Origin of the sequence: Pseudomonas sp. RIT411, assembly GCF_003057735.2 — a bacterium.
Taxonomy (GTDB): domain Bacteria; phylum Pseudomonadota; class Gammaproteobacteria; order Pseudomonadales; family Pseudomonadaceae; genus Chryseomonas; species Chryseomonas oryzihabitans.
The window spans coordinates 405,818-421,158 of the sequence record NZ_QBIZ02000003.1 but is presented as its reverse complement, the minus strand read 5'-3'; the positions used below and the strand labels follow the sequence as shown (position 1 = coordinate 421,158).

Annotated in this window: 12 protein-coding genes; 6 read left to right on the top strand and 6 right to left on the bottom strand. The window is 66.2% G+C overall.

Going from position 1 to position 15,341, the window contains the following annotated elements; all coding sequences use genetic code 11:
• Positions 1 to 109: 109 nt before the first annotated feature.
• Positions 110 to 1,090: a YihY/virulence factor BrkB family protein gene (locus DBY63_RS07255; RefSeq protein WP_108581552.1), complete on the top strand. Its 981-nt coding sequence runs from the start codon at positions 110 to 112 to the stop codon at positions 1,088 to 1,090.
• Between the two features lie 212 nt (positions 1,091 to 1,302).
• Here the strand turns inward: DBY63_RS07255 and gpmA are convergent, their stop codons facing one another.
• The 5 genes from gpmA to DBY63_RS07230 all read right to left on the bottom strand — a co-directional run bounded on the left by gpmA (position 1,303) and on the right by DBY63_RS07230 (position 6,713).
• Entirely contained in the window at positions 1,303 to 2,049 is a 747-nt protein-coding gene (gpmA, locus tag DBY63_RS07250) for a 2,3-diphosphoglycerate-dependent phosphoglycerate mutase (RefSeq protein ID WP_027598118.1), read from the bottom strand.
• 128 nt (positions 2,050 to 2,177) lie between these two features.
• The gene (locus tag DBY63_RS07245; RefSeq protein WP_108581551.1) at positions 2,178 to 2,405 is read right to left on the bottom strand and encodes a hypothetical protein; all 228 of its coding nucleotides are present in this window, start codon (positions 2,403 to 2,405) and stop codon (positions 2,178 to 2,180) included.
• 413 nt (positions 2,406 to 2,818) lie between these two features.
• Positions 2,819 to 4,183 carry a cytochrome c gene (locus DBY63_RS07240; protein WP_177411434.1) on the bottom strand — a complete coding sequence of 455 codons (1,365 nt, stop codon included), beginning with the start codon at positions 4,181 to 4,183 and terminating at the stop codon, positions 2,819 to 2,821.
• A gap of 11 nt (positions 4,184 to 4,194) precedes the next feature.
• On the bottom strand, positions 4,195 to 5,982 hold the full coding sequence (locus tag DBY63_RS07235; RefSeq protein ID WP_027600369.1) for a GMC family oxidoreductase: 1,788 nt from the start codon (positions 5,980 to 5,982) through the stop codon (positions 4,195 to 4,197).
• On the bottom strand, positions 5,982 to 6,713 hold the full coding sequence (locus DBY63_RS07230; RefSeq protein ID WP_108581549.1) for a gluconate 2-dehydrogenase subunit 3 family protein: 732 nt from the start codon (positions 6,711 to 6,713) through the stop codon (positions 5,982 to 5,984). Before DBY63_RS07230 ends, DBY63_RS07235 begins: the two co-directional genes overlap by 1 nt.
• A gap of 568 nt (positions 6,714 to 7,281) precedes the next feature.
• On the opposite strand from DBY63_RS07230, the gene gabP reads away from it, so the two are divergent.
• Both gabP and DBY63_RS07220 read left to right on the top strand, forming a co-directional pair.
• On the top strand, positions 7,282 to 8,670 hold the full coding sequence (gene gabP / locus DBY63_RS07225) for a GABA permease (RefSeq protein ID WP_007161434.1): 1,389 nt from the start codon (positions 7,282 to 7,284) through the stop codon (positions 8,668 to 8,670).
• Positions 8,671 to 9,024: 354 nt separating this feature from the next.
• Complete coding sequence (locus DBY63_RS07220; protein ID WP_007161433.1) at positions 9,025 to 9,234, top strand: DUF1127 domain-containing protein; 210 nt, start codon at positions 9,025 to 9,027, stop codon at positions 9,232 to 9,234.
• Positions 9,235 to 9,358: 124 nt separating this feature from the next.
• Here DBY63_RS07220 and DBY63_RS07215 read toward each other — a convergent pair whose 3' ends face one another.
• Positions 9,359 to 9,586: a hypothetical protein gene (locus tag DBY63_RS07215; RefSeq protein ID WP_027598123.1), complete on the bottom strand. Its 228-nt coding sequence runs from the start codon at positions 9,584 to 9,586 to the stop codon at positions 9,359 to 9,361.
• A 307-nt stretch (positions 9,587 to 9,893) separates the two neighbouring features.
• On the opposite strand from DBY63_RS07215, the gene DBY63_RS07210 reads away from it, so the two are divergent.
• From DBY63_RS07210 to DBY63_RS07200, 3 genes are read left to right on the top strand one after another with little or no spacing between them, the layout of a single operon-like run.
• Positions 9,894 to 10,997 carry an efflux RND transporter periplasmic adaptor subunit gene (locus DBY63_RS07210; RefSeq protein WP_146750240.1) on the top strand — a complete coding sequence of 368 codons (1,104 nt, stop codon included), beginning with the start codon at positions 9,894 to 9,896 and terminating at the stop codon, positions 10,995 to 10,997.
• A complete protein-coding gene (locus DBY63_RS07205) occupies positions 10,994 to 12,064 on the top strand; it encodes an efflux RND transporter periplasmic adaptor subunit (RefSeq protein WP_108581547.1) in 1,071 nt (356 codons plus the stop codon). Before DBY63_RS07210 ends, DBY63_RS07205 begins: the two co-directional genes overlap by 4 nt.
• Complete coding sequence (locus tag DBY63_RS07200; protein ID WP_027600365.1) at positions 12,061 to 15,111, top strand: efflux RND transporter permease subunit; 3,051 nt, start codon at positions 12,061 to 12,063, stop codon at positions 15,109 to 15,111. The genes DBY63_RS07205 and DBY63_RS07200 overlap by 4 nt, the downstream gene beginning before the upstream one ends.
• Positions 15,112 to 15,341 lie beyond the last annotated feature (230 nt).

Genomic DNA, 15,341 nt, shown 5'->3' with positions numbered 1-15,341 from the left:
CCCGGCCGCTGCCACTCTGAAGGTAGGGCGGACCTGCAAAGCCGCCGGGCGCAGGCCGTGCAGGCCGGCCCCAGGAATCCTTCGTGAGGAACGTTCGTCAGGAGCCGTTATGTCCTTGTTTGCCTTCAGCCTGCGCGGCGTTTCGCCGTTCACCCTCATCAAGCGTGCCGTCCAGGAATTCGTGGCCGACGACATGCCCACCTATGCCGCAGCGCTGGCCTATCAGATGCTGTTCTCGCTGTTTCCCTTCCTGCTGTTCCTGATCGCCCTGATCGGCTTCCTGCACTTGCCGGACTTCTTTACCTTCCTGCGCGAACAGGCCGCCTACCTGCTGCCGGTCACGGCGCTGGACACCGTCAATCCCATCATCGACCAGTTGCAGACGCAGAAGGGCGGGCTGCTGTCCTTCAGTATCATCGTCGCGCTCTGGTCCGCCTCCGGTGGCTTCCGCTCGCTGATGACCGCCATGAACAGCGCCTATGACGTGGTGGAAAGCCGTCCGGCCTGGAAGCGCATTCCGCTGTCGGTGCTGCATACCATCGGCCTCGCCGGAATCCTGCTCAGCGCCGCCGCGCTCATGGTGCTGGGGCCTCAGGTGATGAACTGGCTGGCTGCCTACGTGGGGCTGGAAGACTACATGGTGACCCTCTGGGCACTGATCCGCTGGCCGCTGGCGGTGGCCCTGCTGATGATCGCCGTGGCGGCGCTCTACTACGTCACCCCGGACGTGAAGCAGGACTTCCGCTTCATCACCCCCGGCTCGGTGCTGGCGGTGGTGGTCTGGATCCTGGCGTCCCTGGGCTTTGGCTACTACGTGCAGAACTTCGCCAACTACAACGCTACCTACGGCAGCATCGGCGCCATCATCGTGCTGTTGCTGTACTTCTATCTGTCGTCCGCGGTGCTGCTGTTCGGCGCGGAGATCAATGCGGTGATCGAGCACCACAGCGACGACGGCAAGGAAAAAGGCGAGAAGACCCCGGGCGATGGCGGGGTGGAAGGTGACGAGGAAATCCAGGCGGCCCAGGCGGAAGAAGAGGGCGTGCTGGGCGAGGCGCGCGTGGTAGGGCGCCAGAACGGCCAGGCGTGAGGTAGGGTGGATAACGGCGCAGCCTTATCCACTGTTCACCCACGACCTTGGTTGTGGAAAACGCTAAGCGGTTTTCCACGCTACAGGTCTCGTCTTGAAAACGATCCGGTTTTCTCGCTAAGAAAATCGCGGCCATGGGCCGCTCCTACAGACTCCTAGGTAACCGTAGGAGCGGCCGCATCGGCGGACCGCCATGGCCGCGATGAAACGCCTTACTTCGCCTTGCCCTGATTGGCCACCGCGGCCATCTTGGCGGCGACCTCGTCCGGGTCGGCCAGGTAGTAGTGCTTGGTAGGCTTCAGGTCTTCGTCGAACTCGTATACCAGCGGCACGCCGTTGGGGATGTTGAGGCTGACGATGTCGCTGTCGGAGATGTTGTCCAGGTACTTGATCAGGGCGCGCATGGAGTTGCCATGGGCGACCACCAGCACGCGCTGGCCGCTGCGAATGGCCGGCGCCAGGACTTCGTTCCAGTAGGGCAGGACGCGTTCGACGCAATCCTTGAGGCATTCGGTGCGCGGTACCTGATCCAGCGACAGACCGGCATAGCGCGGATCGGCGGCCAGCGCCTGCTGCTCCTCGACGCTCTGCTCGGGCGGCGGCACGTCGTAACTGCGGCGCCAGACCAGCACCTGTTCCTCGCCGTACTTGGCGGCGGTCTCGGATTTGTTCAGTCCGGTCAGGCCGCCATAGTGACGCTCGTTGAGGCGCCAGTCGCTCACCACTGGCAACCACATCTGGTCCATGCCTTCCTGCACGTGCCAGAGGGTGCGCACGGCGCGCTTGAGCACCGAGACGTGGGCCACGTCGAAGAGGAAGCCGGCGTCCTTGAGTGCCTGACCGCCCTCGTGGGCCTCGCGGATCCCCTGTTCGGTCAGATCCACATCCGCCCAGCCACTGAAGCGGTTTTCCAGGTTCCACGCCGACTGGCCATGGCGGATGAATACGACTTGCGACATGCGACCTCCATCTTGGGATTCATTGTTTGGCTCACGCCTACGCGAAGCTGTGCCAAACATACCGCAGATGGAGGCGGCCGGCATGGGCATCACGGAATCCGTGATGCGTCCGGCACTCGTAGCGCGTCTCAGGCGGCCAGGGCGCGGCGGGTACGGGCGATGACGCGCTCCAGTCCGTCGGCAGCGCTGTACTGCTCGGGGTAGAGGCGCTCGCTGCGACAGGCCACGCCGCGCTCGTCGACCACGGTGAAGCTGAAGCCGCCCTTGCGCGAAGCCGGGGTGGTGATGCAGTGGAACGGCGCAAAGGCCGCCCGGAGGTGTTGCATGGCCGCGATGGCCTGGTTTTGAATGTTCATATGACTATCCTTGGGATCCACGCTCAGTCGGCGCGGTGAAATAACTCCAGCAACCTCGTACCCATAACGGCCGACGGCTGAATCTCTGGCTGGAGGAAGGCAGCGTGTGGGCGAAACGCCCAGGCATGCAGGTAAGTACTTGGGAAGGCAGGCAACCGGCCGGGCACGAGATTCAGAGGCCGCGGCGGCAGATCCTGAGCAATCGAGGGATCAGTCGATCCGGATGACGCTGATTTCGCGCTGCTACAACGAGCGGAAAGGCGTCCAGCGATTGGGGTCAGCTTGGTACTAACCCAATCAAGCTAGCAGGATCGATGCTAACCGCGCAAGCCCGTCGGTCGGCGCCGGGCTTGATGGTCGTTGGCACTCGACGAGCTGCTGCCAGACTGACCGAGCGTCAGTCTGGCAGGGACTCAGTGCGCCCCTGCCGGGGTGTCGCCGCCAGCGGGCGACGGAGCGGGTCGCTGGTGACCGAAGGCCTGGCCCAGGTCATCACCGGATGTGGTGCGGTTGTCATCGGTGCGCCACTTGGCGACGTCGGCGGCGCTGACCGGGGCGGCGGCGTTGCCCCAGCTGGCGCGGATGAAGCTGACCACGTCGGCCACCTGGGCATCGTTCAGCCGCCAGCCGAAGGGCGGCATGACGATGGTCGACGGCGCCGTGTGCAGGCCGGGCAGGGTGCCGCCCTTGAGCACGATGTTGATCAGCGAACTGGCGTCGGCGGTGCGCAGCACCGGATTGCCAGCCAGCGCCGGGAACACCCGGTCGTAGCCCTGGCCGTCGGTGCGGTGACAGGCAGCGCAGTTGTCCACATAGACCTGGGCGCCACGGGCGCTGTCGTCGCCGCGCCAGAGCGCCGCGGCGGCCCGTCCGTCGGCCTGGAAGGGCGCGTCGTGCGGATCCTTGGCCGGCAGGGTCTTGAGGTAGCGGGCGATGGCCTGCAGATCGGCGTCGCTCAGGTACTGCAGGCTGTGCTGCACCACCTCGGTCATGCCGCCGAACACCGCGCTGTCGGCGGAGCGCCCGGTCTTGAGGAATTGCACCAGCTGTTCCTCGCTCCAGCTGCCCAGGCCGTCGCGGTGATCACCGCGCAGATTCTTGGCGATCCAGCCTTCCAGGGGCGCGCTGCCGGCCAGGAAGTCCTTGCCGTCGGCGGGGGAGAGCGCCTTCTCCTGCATGGTGAAGGCACGCGGGGTGTGGCAGGCGCCGCAGTGGCCGAGGCCTTCCACCAGATAGGCGCCGCGGGCCACCACCGGATCCTGGTCCGGCGCGGGCTGGAATTGCACCACTTCGGGAGCGAACAGCTGGCGCCAGATCGCCAGCGGCCAGCGCATGGACAGCGGCCAGGGGATGTCGCTGTCGCGATTGGCCTGGGCGACTGGCGTGACCCCGTGCATGAAGTAGGCATATAGGGCGCGCATGTCGCCCTCGCTGACCCGGGCATAGGAGGGGTAGGGCATGGCCGGATAGAGGGTATGGCCCTCCTTGGCGATACCCTGGCGGATGGCGGCGTCGAAGTCGGCATAGCTGTAGTCGCCGATGCCGGTCTGCCGATCCGGGGTGATGTTGGTGGAATAGAGGGTGCCGATGGGCGTCTGCATGGGCAGGCCGCCGGCGAAGGGCTGGCCACCCGGCGCCGTGTGGCAGGCCACGCAGTCGCCGGCGCGGGCCAGGTATTCGCCTTGCTTGACCAGCGCCGGGTCGGTGTCTTCGGCGGCCTGGGCCGCCAGCGCCAGGCCGCTGCCCAGCAGCAGGGTCGCGAGGGTACGAAGGATCATGGGCGCGCCTCTCATGCCTGCACCAGCGGGCCGGGATTTTTCAGGTACTGCTCGCGGATGGCCCGCGCCGACCAGTAGGTCAGGGCCGCCACCAGGCCGGTGGGGTTGTAGCCCAGGCCCTGGGGAAAGGCCGAGGCGCCCGGTACGAAGACGTTGTGCACGTCCCAGCTCTGCAGGTAGCGATTGACCGCGCTGGTCTTGGGGTCGGTGCCCATGATGGCGCCACCGTTCAGGTGGGTGGTCTGGTAGCTGGCGGTGTTGAAGTGACCGCCGAAATCCTTGACCGACACGCTGATGTGCTCGGGATTCATGGCCTCGGCGATCTTCTTCATCTTGGCGGCCATGAAGCGCGTCATGCGGATGTCGTTGTCCTTCCAGTCGAAGGTCATGCGCAGCAGCGGCTGCCCATAGGCGTCGCGGTAGGTGGGGTCCAGGTCCAGGTAGTTGTCGCGATAGGACTGGTGCGCCCCGTGGGCGTCCATCGACAGCTGGTGGTTGTAGTAGCCGGCCTGGGCCTTTTTCCAGGCACTGCCCCACTGGGGCGTGCCGGGCGGATTGGCCGCGCCGGCGATGGGCCGGGTGCCGGCCTGGTTGACCCACATGGGCGAGCCGCCGACGAAGCCGTGGGGGCCGTGGTCGAAGTTGTCGGCGTTGAAGTCGTCCACCGCCACGCCATTGCCACCGGCGCCGATGAAGGGGTTGGTGTGGTGCTGATCCTGGCGGAAGAAGGCCTTGATGGTGGCCATGTTCTGGTAGGCGAAGTTGCGCCCGACCACGCCTTCGCCGGTCCTGGGGTCATAGGGCTGGCCGATGCCCGACAGCAGCATGAGGCGCACGTTGTTGAACTGGAAGGCGGCGAGGATGACGATGTCGGCCGGCTGCTCCAGCTCCTGGCCCTGGGCGTCCAGGTAGGTCACCCCGGTGGCCTTCTTGCCGGTGCTGTCGAGATTGACCCTGAGCACATGGGCCTGGCTGCGCAACTCGAAGCGCGGCTCCTGCTTGAGCGCCGGCAGGATGTTGAGATTCGGCGAGGCCTTGGAATACATGTAGCAGACGTAGCCGCTGCAGTAGCCGCAGAAGTTGCAGGGGCCCATCTGGCAACCGTAGGGGTTGGTGTAGGGCCCCGAGGTGTTGGCCGAGGGCAGGTTGTAGGGGTGATAGCCCACCTCCCGCGCGGCCTTCTCGAACAGCTGCGCCGAGACGGTGTTCTTTTGCGCCGGCAGCGGGAAATCGCTGGAGCGATCCGGCGCATAGGGATTGCCACCCTTGCCGTCGCCCACCACCTGGCCCTTGATACTCCAGGCGGTACCCGAGGTGCCAAAGACCTTTTCCGCGAAATCGAAGTAGGGCTCCAGCTCGGCGTAGCTGACGCCGAAATCCTGGATGGTCATGCCGTCGGGGATGAATTTCTTGCCGTAGCGCTCTTCATAATGACTGCGCAGGCGCAACTCCACCGGGTCGACGCGGAAGTGCACCCCCGACCAGTGCAGGCCGGCGCCGCCTACGCCATCGCCAGGCAGGAAGACACCGAGCTGGCGGTTGGGCAGGGCGACGTCGTTGACGCTGTGGCGGATGGTGACGGTTTCCTTGGAGACATCGACGAACAGCTTCTTGCGGATGCTGTAGGTGAGTTCGTCGATCACCTGCGGGTAGGAGCCGTCGGGATAGGTGTCGCGGTAGCTGCCACGTTCCAGGGCCACCACGTCCAGGCCGGCCTCGGTCAGTTCCTTGGCCATGATGGCCCCCGTCCAGCCGAAGCCGACGATCACTACCTGCTTGCTGGGCAATACCTTGGCCATCAACCGCGCTCCCCGCGAATGGAGACCGGGGGCAGCGGATAGCGCTCGTCGCGCTCCACCCAGTCCATGAAGTCGGCGCGGGCGCCGGGGAAATTCACCAGCTTCCAGCCGACCAGTTCCTTGTTGCCGCCATGCAGCGGGTCGCAATAGAAGCCTTCCCGGGTGTTTTGCAGCAGCTGGGCGAAGAACAGCTTGGCCGGTACGCCGTCCAGGCTGGCGTCACCGCTTTCCAGCGCCTTGAGGGCCGCGTCCTGCGCGGCGGGTGCCAGCTCGGCGAAGACCTTGTCGTGCTGCTGGCGGGTCCAGCGATCCACCGCGGCGATGCCCAGGCGATAGAGGTCCTGGGGTACCAGGCGACTCTGGTAACCCATCTCCGGTGCGGCATCGGCGGCGAAGGGGCCCTGCATGTACCAGAGGCCGCCACGGGCGTAGGGGGTCTGCATCTGCCGGTCGATGAATTCCGGCGCACCGGCTTCCAGCGCGCCCGGGCCCAGGTCGTCCGCCGGAATCAGCCGGGCCACCGCGGCCTGCACGAAGGCCCATTCCTCGGCGGTAAAGAACACCGGTTGATAGTGGTCGGCGCGCGGACTGCTGCCCGGCTTGCTTTCCGGGGTGGGCGCGGCGAGGGCCAGGCCCGAGGGGGCACCGCTCGCCAGGGCGACCACGGGAATCAGGCTCAGGGACTTGCGCAGGAAGTCGCGGCGGGCCGGGACGGAATCGTCTGCGGACATGGTCAGGGTCTCATCAGGTGCCCGACGTGGAACCGCAGGGCTTATGGTTAGCTAGCTAATATGTTGGAATATTACCAACATCTGCCGGCCGCGGTTACATTTTGTCGCAGGTGTGCAGAGCCCTGGCGGCTCGGCAAGTTCCCACTGCTGCTGCATTGGCATAGAAAAGCGCTCAAGCCGCGGTCCTGGGCGGTCCCTGCCACCCAGGCGAGCCAACAGCGGATGCCAGGCAAGGCGGTCGCTTCCGTCGTGTCCTGGTTCTGCGGTCAGGTAGCGAAGGGCGTGGCGGCCAGCTCCGGGCCCGGGGTTACCTAAGGTTCCACCTGTACAAGCACCATAAGAGTGCAAGTTGCACAAGGTGATACCTAACGAAGCAAGCCGATGGGGCGCGCATACCTGAAAGAAATCGCTTTTCACATCAGATGGTTAGCGCGATAGCTCGACGGAACGCCGCTTTTTCGCCGCTTTCCGCGAGGCGTTGCACCCTTTGCGTTCATTTTGTGCCGATTTCAGCTCGGGTGGCGCGCAAGTTGCACTTGGGAGGCTTTCCGTTGTCAGGTAACACCTTATGTCCAACGTAGAATGCAACCTCTCTCCGGCGCTCAAACCGCGCCATGTGACCATGTTGTCCATCGCCGGGGTGATCGGTGCCGGTCTGTTCGTCGGCTCCGGTCATGCCATCGCCGCGGCCGGCCCGGCCGTGCTGCTGGCCTACGCCCTGGCCGGTACCCTGGTGGTGCTGGTCATGCGCATGCTGGGTGAAATGGCCGTCGCCTCGCCCGATACCGGTTCCTTCTCGTCCTATGCGCAGCAGGGGATCGGCCGCTGGGCCGGCTTCACCATCGGCTGGCTGTACTGGTGGTTCTGGGTGCTGGTGATCCCGCTGGAGGCCGTGGCCGCCGCCGCCATCCTCAATGCCTGGTTCCCGGCGATCGCCACCTGGCAATTCGCCCTGATCATCACCGGCATCCTGACCGTGACCAACCTGTTCAGCGTCGCCAAATACGGCGAGTTCGAATTCTGGTTCGCCCTGCTCAAGGTCATCGCCATCGTCGCCTTCATCGCCCTGGGCGCGGCCGCCCTGGTCGGCGCCCTGCCGGGTCGCGAGGTCAGCGGCCTGAGCAATCTGATGGCCCATACCGGCGGCTTCATGCCCAATGGCTTCGGCGCGGTGCTCGGCGCCCTGCTGACCACCATGTTCAGCTTCATGGGGACCGAGATCGTCACCATCGCCGCCGCCGAGTCCAAGGACCCGTCGCGGCAGATCAGCAAGGCCACCAATTCGGTGATCTGGCGGATCGCGCTGTTCTACCTGGTCTCCATCTTCCTGGTGGTGTCCATGGTGCCCTGGAACGATGCCCAGCTGCCGATCGTGGGTTCCTACCAGCGCGCCCTCGAGGTGCTGTCGATCCCCAATGCCAAGCTGATCGTCGACTGCGTGGTGCTGGTCGCCGTGGCCAGTTGCCTGAACTCGGCGCTCTACACCGCTTCGCGCATGCTCTATTCGCTGGCCCGCCGTGGCGATGCCCCGGCCAAGATGGGTCGTGCCTCCAGCAGCGGCGTGCCGCGCGCGGCCGTGCTGGCCAGTACCGCCGTGGGCTTCCTGACCACCATCGCCAACTACACCATGCCCGAGGCGGTGTTCAGCTTCCTGCTGTCCACCTCCGGCGCCGTGGCTCTGCTGGTCTATCTGGTGATCGCCGTGACCCAGCTGCGCCTGAGACGCAAGCTGATCGCCCGCGGCGAAACCCTGGAGTTCCGCATGTGGCTGTTCCCCTGGCTGACCTGGGCGGTGATCGTCTTCATCGTCGGCGCCCTGACCGTGATGCTGTTCAGCGAAGCCCATCGCTTCGAGATCCTGGCGACCGGTCTGCTGGCGCTGCTGGTCGTGGCCATCGGCACCTGGGTAGGCCGGCGTCAGCCCGCCACCCCGAGCCTGGCCGCTGCCGCGCGCTGATGACCAGAGGCTTCCGGCGCCACCGGGCGTCGGAAGCGCTCCTTTCTGGAGCACGGAGTTCCTTCCAGGCTGGACAGCGGCCGCGGTAACAGGTAGAACAGCACTCCTGTTTCCTGGCCTTCCGGCCAACTGTACAGCTCAAATTCCCGCGATGTTCCCTCTGGTAACCAAATTTTGCACTGCAATGGTGCAATGCGTTACAGAATGACCCAAATTGCAGCAGTACAGTTGCAATTGTGTGCCGAGTGATCCGCGAACCTTTCCCTGGACTGTTACTGGTGGTAGCACTCGCCTGGCGAGACAATGGCGCCATTCGATGACCAGTACCCGTCACAAGCGGGAAGGAAAGCCACCATGGAACGCACCTTCAGTTCCTCGCTGTACAACGCCAAGCCCAGCAACCGTGTGCCCGCTGCCCTGCGCGTTATCTCCACCCTGTCCACCTGGCAGCGTCGCATCGCCAGCCGCAACGAACTGGCCCGCCTGGACGCCCGTATGCTGGCTGACGCCGGTATCACCGAGGCCCAGCGCTACCAGGAAATGCACAAGCCGTTCTGGCGCTAAGCCCGGCTGCTGCATCCTTTCCACAGACCCCGCTTCGGCGGGGTTTGTCTTGTCTGCAGCCTGAACGGCAGACAGCAAAAAGCCCCGGCATGCCGGGGCTTTCTGTTACCGCCAGGTACGGTGATTACTGCATGTTGTTCTGGTTGCGAGCGTCGACCTTGTTGGGCTTGTCGCTCTTGAAGGGCACTTCGGCAGCGCCATCGGCACCGCCCTTCACGGTAGTCTTGCCCGGCACCTCGGTGGTGGCGGATCCGTTGACGGCCGTGGCGCTCTTGGAGGTTTCGGCCGCGAAGACACCCGTGGCCATCGACAGCATCACAGCAGCGGTAGAGGTGATCAGCAGCTTTTTCATGAGTTCGGCCTCGTCGAAATAAACCTGTGAATCTGATGGGGCCCGCGCCGGAGCGGTGGCGGGCATCAGCTGCGGACGGGCAGGTCCACAGCGCACGTCTCAGTTGACTGCGGCCTGGAATGCCGGGTTCCAGGGCATTTGTGAACATTTGTGGGCGAATGGCCGCTCCGTTGCCGGGCATTTGCCCAACGCCCTCGTCGTAGCGCTTCCCAAGCATCGCCAGGCGCCTGACAATTCGTCAGACGAACCCCCTGCGCCGCCTGTGGTCAGTTCGCAGATCGCGCCTCTTCCACCGATAAGGACAATCATGAGGGCTCTCCGCCTTGCTCGCCTCTGCCAGGTAACGGCTGCTCTGACCCTGGTAACGCTGTTACCGGGCTGCTCCCAGGAGCAACCGCCCACCGAGGAACTGGCGCGGGTGGTGGTGGTGCAGCTGAGTCCGATAAAGGACAGTCAGCACATCCCCTTCACCGGGGATATCCAGGCGCGGGTGCAGGCGCCGCTCGGTTTTCGCGTGAGTGGCAAGATCAGCGAGCGGCTGGCGGATGTCGGCGATCGCGTGCGCGAGGGTCAGGTCCTGGCCCGGCTGGATCCCCAGGATCTGCGCAATAACCTGGCCGCCGCCCAGGCCCAGGTGGAAGCCCAGGAAGCCCGCACCCGGCTGGCGCGGGTCGATTTCGAGCGCCAGGCCGCCCTGCTGCCCAAGGGCTACACCAGTCGCAGCCAGTACGACCAGGCCCAGGCCACCCTCGACGGCGCCCGCAGCGCCCTGCAGACCGCCGTCGCCCAGCGCGACGATGCGCGCAAGCAACTGGGCTATACCGAATTGCGCGCCAGCGCCGCCGGGGTGCTAACCGCCCGCCACGCCGAAGCCGGGCAGGTGGTGCAGGCCGGCACGGCGATCTTCGACCTGGCGGTGAGTGGCGACCTCGACGCCGTCTTCGATCTCTACGAATCCCTGGCCCGCGAACTCAAGGTCGGCCAGACCCTACCCGTCGCCCTGCAGGCGCAACCGGCCGTCACGACCCGGGGTACCCTGCGCGAGATCGCCCCGACCGTGGCGAGCAGTGGCACGGTGCGCGTCAAGGTACAACTCGATAGACCCCCGGCGGCCATGACCCTGGGGGCGGTGGTCAATGCCCAGCTCGAGGGCGCGACGGAGCAGGGCTTCGCCTTGCCCTGGACGGCGCTGAACGGCACCACCGAGCAGCCCGCCGCCTGGCGCCTCGGCGAAGACGGGCGGGTCAGCCTGCAGCCGCTGCGCATCGAGCGCTTCACCCGCGACAGCATCATCGTCAACGAGGGCCTCGCGGCTGGCGACCGCATCGTGGTCGCCGGCGGCCAGGCGCTGAGTCCCGGGCAGAGGGTCGAAGTCGCCGAGCGCTCGGCCTTCAACGAGGTGCGCCCATGAAGCCGCTGCTGCCGCTATGTCTGCTGCTGGTCCTGGCGGGCTGCTCGGATGACGAGGCGCCGCCGCCGCCGATCCGGCCGGTGGCGACCCTGACCTTGAGTGCCCCGCCGCCCGGGCGCGAAGTCTTTGCCGGCAGCATCCAGGCGCGCTACGAGAGCGTGTTGGGCTTTCGCGTCGGCGGTCGCATGACCCGGCGGCTGCTGGACGTGGGTCAGCCGGTGCGCCGTGGCCAGTTGCTGGCGGCGCTGGACCCCACCGATCAGGACAATGCCCTGCGCAGTCGGCAGGGCCAGACCGCCGATGCCGAAGCCCAGTGGCGCGATGCGCGCAACGATGCCCGGCGCCAGCAGCAGCTGTTCGACCAGGGCGTTGGCTCGCGCTCCCAGCTGGATCAGGCGCTGACCCGCCTGCACACCCTGGAAGCCGCCCGCGAACAGGCCCAGAGCGCCGAGCGCCAGGCCCGCGATCAGCGCGACTATGCCGAGCTCTACAGCGATTTCGACGGGGTGATCACCGCCTGGCAGGCCGAGGTCGGCCAGGTGGTGTCCGCCGGTCAGCCGGTGGTGCGGGTCGCCCGTCCGGACGTCCGCGAGGCGGTGCTGGACCTGCCGGCCCAGGCCATCGGCCAGCTGACCCCGGGACGCGTCCTGACCGTGCGCATGGCCCTGGATCCCGAGGTGGCGGTCGCCGGCCGGGTGCGCGAGATCGAGCCCCAGGCCGATGCCACCACGCGCACCCGGCGGGTACGCCTGACCCTGGACGAGCCCCCGGCCGCGCTGCGCATCGGCAGCCTGGTGCAGGGCGAGCTGGAGTCGCCGCCGGCGGCCGGCCTGGCCCTGCCAGCGCAGGCGCTGCGGCGCCAGAATGGCCAGAGCTCGGTCTGGGTGGTGGAAGGCCAGGGCGAGCAGGTGCAGGTGCGCCAGCGGCCGGTTGAGGTGCTGCGCGAGGCCGATGGCCTGGCCTGGATCGGCAACGGCCTGAAGGCGGGAGAGCGGGTGGTGATAGCCGGGGTCAACAGTCTCGAGGAGGGACAGCGGGTGAAGGATCAGGAGGGCGCTCGGCCATGAAAGGCTTCAACCTGTCGGACTGGGCGCTGCGCCACCAATCCTTCGTCTGGTACCTGATGTTCGTCGCCCTGCTGATGGGCGTCTTCTCCTACATGAAGCTGGGGCGCGAGGAAGATCCGTCCTTTGCCATCAAGACCATGGTCATCCAGACCCGCTGGCCGGGGGCGACCACCGAGGAGACCCTGCGCCAGGTCACCGAGCGGGTGGAAAAGAAGCTCGAAGAGCTGGATTCCCTCGACTACACCAAGAGCTTTACCCGGCCGGGGCAGTCCACGGTATTCGTCTACCTGCGCGACACCACGCCGGCCAAGGCGATTCCCGACATCTGGTACCAGGTGCGCAAGAAGGTCTCGGACATCCAGGGCGAATTCCCCCAGGGCATCCAGGGCCCGGCCTTCAACGACGAATTCGGCGACGTCTTCGGCAGCATCTATGCCTTCACCGGCGACGGCTTCAGCATGCGCCAGCTGCGCGACCAGGTGGAGCAGGTGCGCCGCGAGATCCGCAGCGTGCCGGGCATCGGCAAGGTGCAGCTGATCGGCGCGGAGAACGAGGTCATCTACCTGGACTTCTCCACCCGCAAGCTGGCCGCCCTGGGGCTGGACCAGCGCCAGGTGATGCAGAGCCTGCAACAGCAGAATGCGGTGACCCCCTCGGGCACCATCGAATCCGGCGCCGAGCGCATCAGCGTGCGCACCAGTGGCGAATTCCGCTCCACCGCCGATCTGGCCGCGGTCAATCTGCGCATCGACGATCGCTTCTACCGCCTCACCGACCTGGCCGACATCCGCAGCGGCTACGCCGATCCACCCAGTTCGCTGTTCCGCTACAACGGCCAGCCGGCGATCGGCCTGGCCATCGCCATGAGCAGCGGCGGCAACATCCAGACCTTTGGCGCGGCCCTCACCGAGAAGATGCAGGAGCTGACCGGCGCCCTGCCGGTGGGCATCGGCGTGCACGTGGTCTCCAACCAGGCGCAGGTGGTGGAAAAGGCTGTCGGCGGCTTTACCCGGGCGCTGTTCGAGGCAGTCATCATCGTGCTGGTGGTGAGCTTCATCAGCCTCGGCGTGCGCGCCGGCCTGGTGGTGGCGCTGTCGATTCCCCTGACCCTGGCGCTGGTGTTCGTCTTCATGGAATACAGCGGCATCACCATGCAGCGGATCTCCCTGGGCGCCCTGATTATCGCCCTCGGCCTGCTGGTGGACGACGCCATGATCACCGTGGAGATGATGGTGACCAAGCGCGAGGAGGGCGAGTCGCTGCACCGCTCGGCGACCTATGCCTACGAGTCGACCGCCTTTCCCATGCTCACCGGCACCCTGGTGACGGTGGCCGGCTTCGTGCCCATCGGCCTCAACTCCAGCAGCGCCGGCCAGTACACCTTCACCCTGTTCGCGGTGATCGCCGTGGCCCTGCTGCTGTCCTGGATCGTCGCGGTGTTCTTTTCGCCGGTGATCGGCGTGCACATCCTGCCGAAGAAGGTGAAGCCCAAGGATCATGACCAGCCCGGCCGCCTGGCGCGCTGGTCCGACGGCCTCCTGCTGGGCGCCATGCGCCACCGCTGGCTGACCATCCTCCTCACGGTGCTGCTGTTCGCCGCGGCGCTGTTCTCGATGAAGTTCGTGCAGAACCAGTTCTTCCCGTCCTCGGATCGACCCGAACTGCTGATCGACTTCAACCTGCCGCAGAACGCCTCGCTCGACGCCACCCGGGCGCAGATGGACAGATTCGAGAAGACCCTGGCCGACGATCCTGACGTGGCCCACTGGAGTTCCTATGTCGGCCAGGGCGCGGTGCGCTTCTACCTGCCGCTGGACCAGCAGCTGGAGAATCCCTTCTATGGCCAGGTAATCCTGGTGGCCAAGGACCTGGAAGCGCGCAATCGCCTCCTGCCCAAGCTCAAGCAGCGGCTGCGCCAGGACTTCGTCGGGCTGTCCGGCTACGTCCAGCCGCTCGAGATGGGGCCGCCGGTGGGCCGGCCGATCCAGTACCGCATCAGCGGTCCGGACGTCGCCGAGGTACGCCGCCAGGCGCTGGCGCTGGCCAGCGTGCTGGGCAAGAGTCCGCAACTGGGTGACTTCCTCTACGACTGGAACGAGCCGGCGCGGATGCTCAAGGTCGAGGTCAACCAGGACAAGGCGCGGCAGCTGGGCTTCTCGTCCCAGGACGTGGCGCAGATCCTCAATGGCGTGGTGACCGGTACCCCGGTGACCCAGGTGCGCGACGACATCTACCTGGTCAACGTGGTGGCCCGCGCCAGCGAGGCCGAACGGCGCTCGGTGGAGACCCTGGAGAATCTGCAGATCATGACGCCCCAGGGCGTCGCGGTGCCGCTCAAGGCCTTCGCCCGTATCGACTACGCCCTGGAGCAGCCGCTGGTGTGGCGTCGCGATCGCCTGCCCACCATCACCCTCAAGGCCTCGATCCTCAGCGAGATCCAGGCGCCGGATCTGGTCAAGCAGCTGCAGCCGGACGTGGATGCCTTCATCGCCAAGCTGCCGCCGCGCTACCAGGTGGCGGTGGGCGGCACGGTGGAGGAGAGCAGCAAGGCCCAGGGCCCGATCGCCGAGGTGGTGCCGCTGATGCTGTTTCTCATGGCCACCTTCCTGATGATCCAGCTGCACAGCATCCGCAAGCTGTTCCTGGTGGCGAGCGTGGCGCCCCTGGGCCTGATCGGGGTGGTGCTGGGGCTGATCCCCTTCGGCCAGCCGCTGGGTTTCGTCGCCATCCTCGGGGTGCTGGCGCTGATCGGCATCATCATCCGCAACTCGGTGATCCTGGTGACCCAGATCGATGCCTTCGAGCAGGCCGGTCGCTCGCCCTGGGACGCCGTGGTGGAAGCCACCCAACACCGCCGCCGGCCGATCCTGCTGACCGCCGCCGCGGCCAGCCTGGGCATGATTCCCATCGCCCGCGAGGTGTTCTGGGGCCCCATGGCCTACGCCATGATCGGCGGCATCGTCGCGGCGACGCTGCTGACGCTGCTGTTCCTGCCGGCGCTGTACATCGCCAGCTATCGCATTCGCGAGCCGGAGCGGCGGGACTGATGGCCGGGGCCTGGTCGGAACGCCAGGCAAAAAAAACGGCCCTCCGGCTGAGGTCTCCAGGGGAGACGTCTGCCGGAAGGCCGCAAGGAGCTATCCAAGGAGCCACTGCCGGAGGGAAGGATTCGCGCGGTCAGCAAGTCGAATCCACAGCAGCTCACTGCACCACTATCGGGCGTCCGACTTTTTCAATAAAGTGACGACTTGACGAAACTCCATTGCGAAAAAGGCAA

Coding starts and splice junctions, on each gene's coding strand:
- DBY63_RS07255 (WP_108581552.1), top strand. CDS start 110: ATGTCCTTGTTTGCCTTCAGCCTGCGCGGCGTTTCGCCGTTCACCCTC.
- gpmA (WP_027598118.1), bottom strand. CDS start 2,049: ATGTCGCAAGTCGTATTCATCCGCCATGGCCAGTCGGCGTGGAACCTG.
- DBY63_RS07245 (WP_108581551.1), bottom strand. CDS start 2,405: ATGAACATTCAAAACCAGGCCATCGCGGCCATGCAACACCTCCGGGCG.
- DBY63_RS07240 (WP_177411434.1), bottom strand. CDS start 4,183: ATGATCCTTCGTACCCTCGCGACCCTGCTGCTGGGCAGCGGCCTGGCG.
- DBY63_RS07235 (WP_027600369.1), bottom strand. CDS start 5,982: ATGGCCAAGGTATTGCCCAGCAAGCAGGTAGTGATCGTCGGCTTCGGC.
- DBY63_RS07230 (WP_108581549.1), bottom strand. CDS start 6,713: ATGTCCGCAGACGATTCCGTCCCGGCCCGCCGCGACTTCCTGCGCAAG.
- gabP (WP_007161434.1), top strand. CDS start 7,282: ATGTCCAACGTAGAATGCAACCTCTCTCCGGCGCTCAAACCGCGCCAT.
- DBY63_RS07220 (WP_007161433.1), top strand. CDS start 9,025: ATGGAACGCACCTTCAGTTCCTCGCTGTACAACGCCAAGCCCAGCAAC.
- DBY63_RS07215 (WP_027598123.1), bottom strand. CDS start 9,586: ATGAAAAAGCTGCTGATCACCTCTACCGCTGCTGTGATGCTGTCGATG.
- DBY63_RS07210 (WP_146750240.1), top strand. CDS start 9,894: ATGAGGGCTCTCCGCCTTGCTCGCCTCTGCCAGGTAACGGCTGCTCTG.
- DBY63_RS07205 (WP_108581547.1), top strand. CDS start 10,994: ATGAAGCCGCTGCTGCCGCTATGTCTGCTGCTGGTCCTGGCGGGCTGC.
- DBY63_RS07200 (WP_027600365.1), top strand. CDS start 12,061: ATGAAAGGCTTCAACCTGTCGGACTGGGCGCTGCGCCACCAATCCTTC.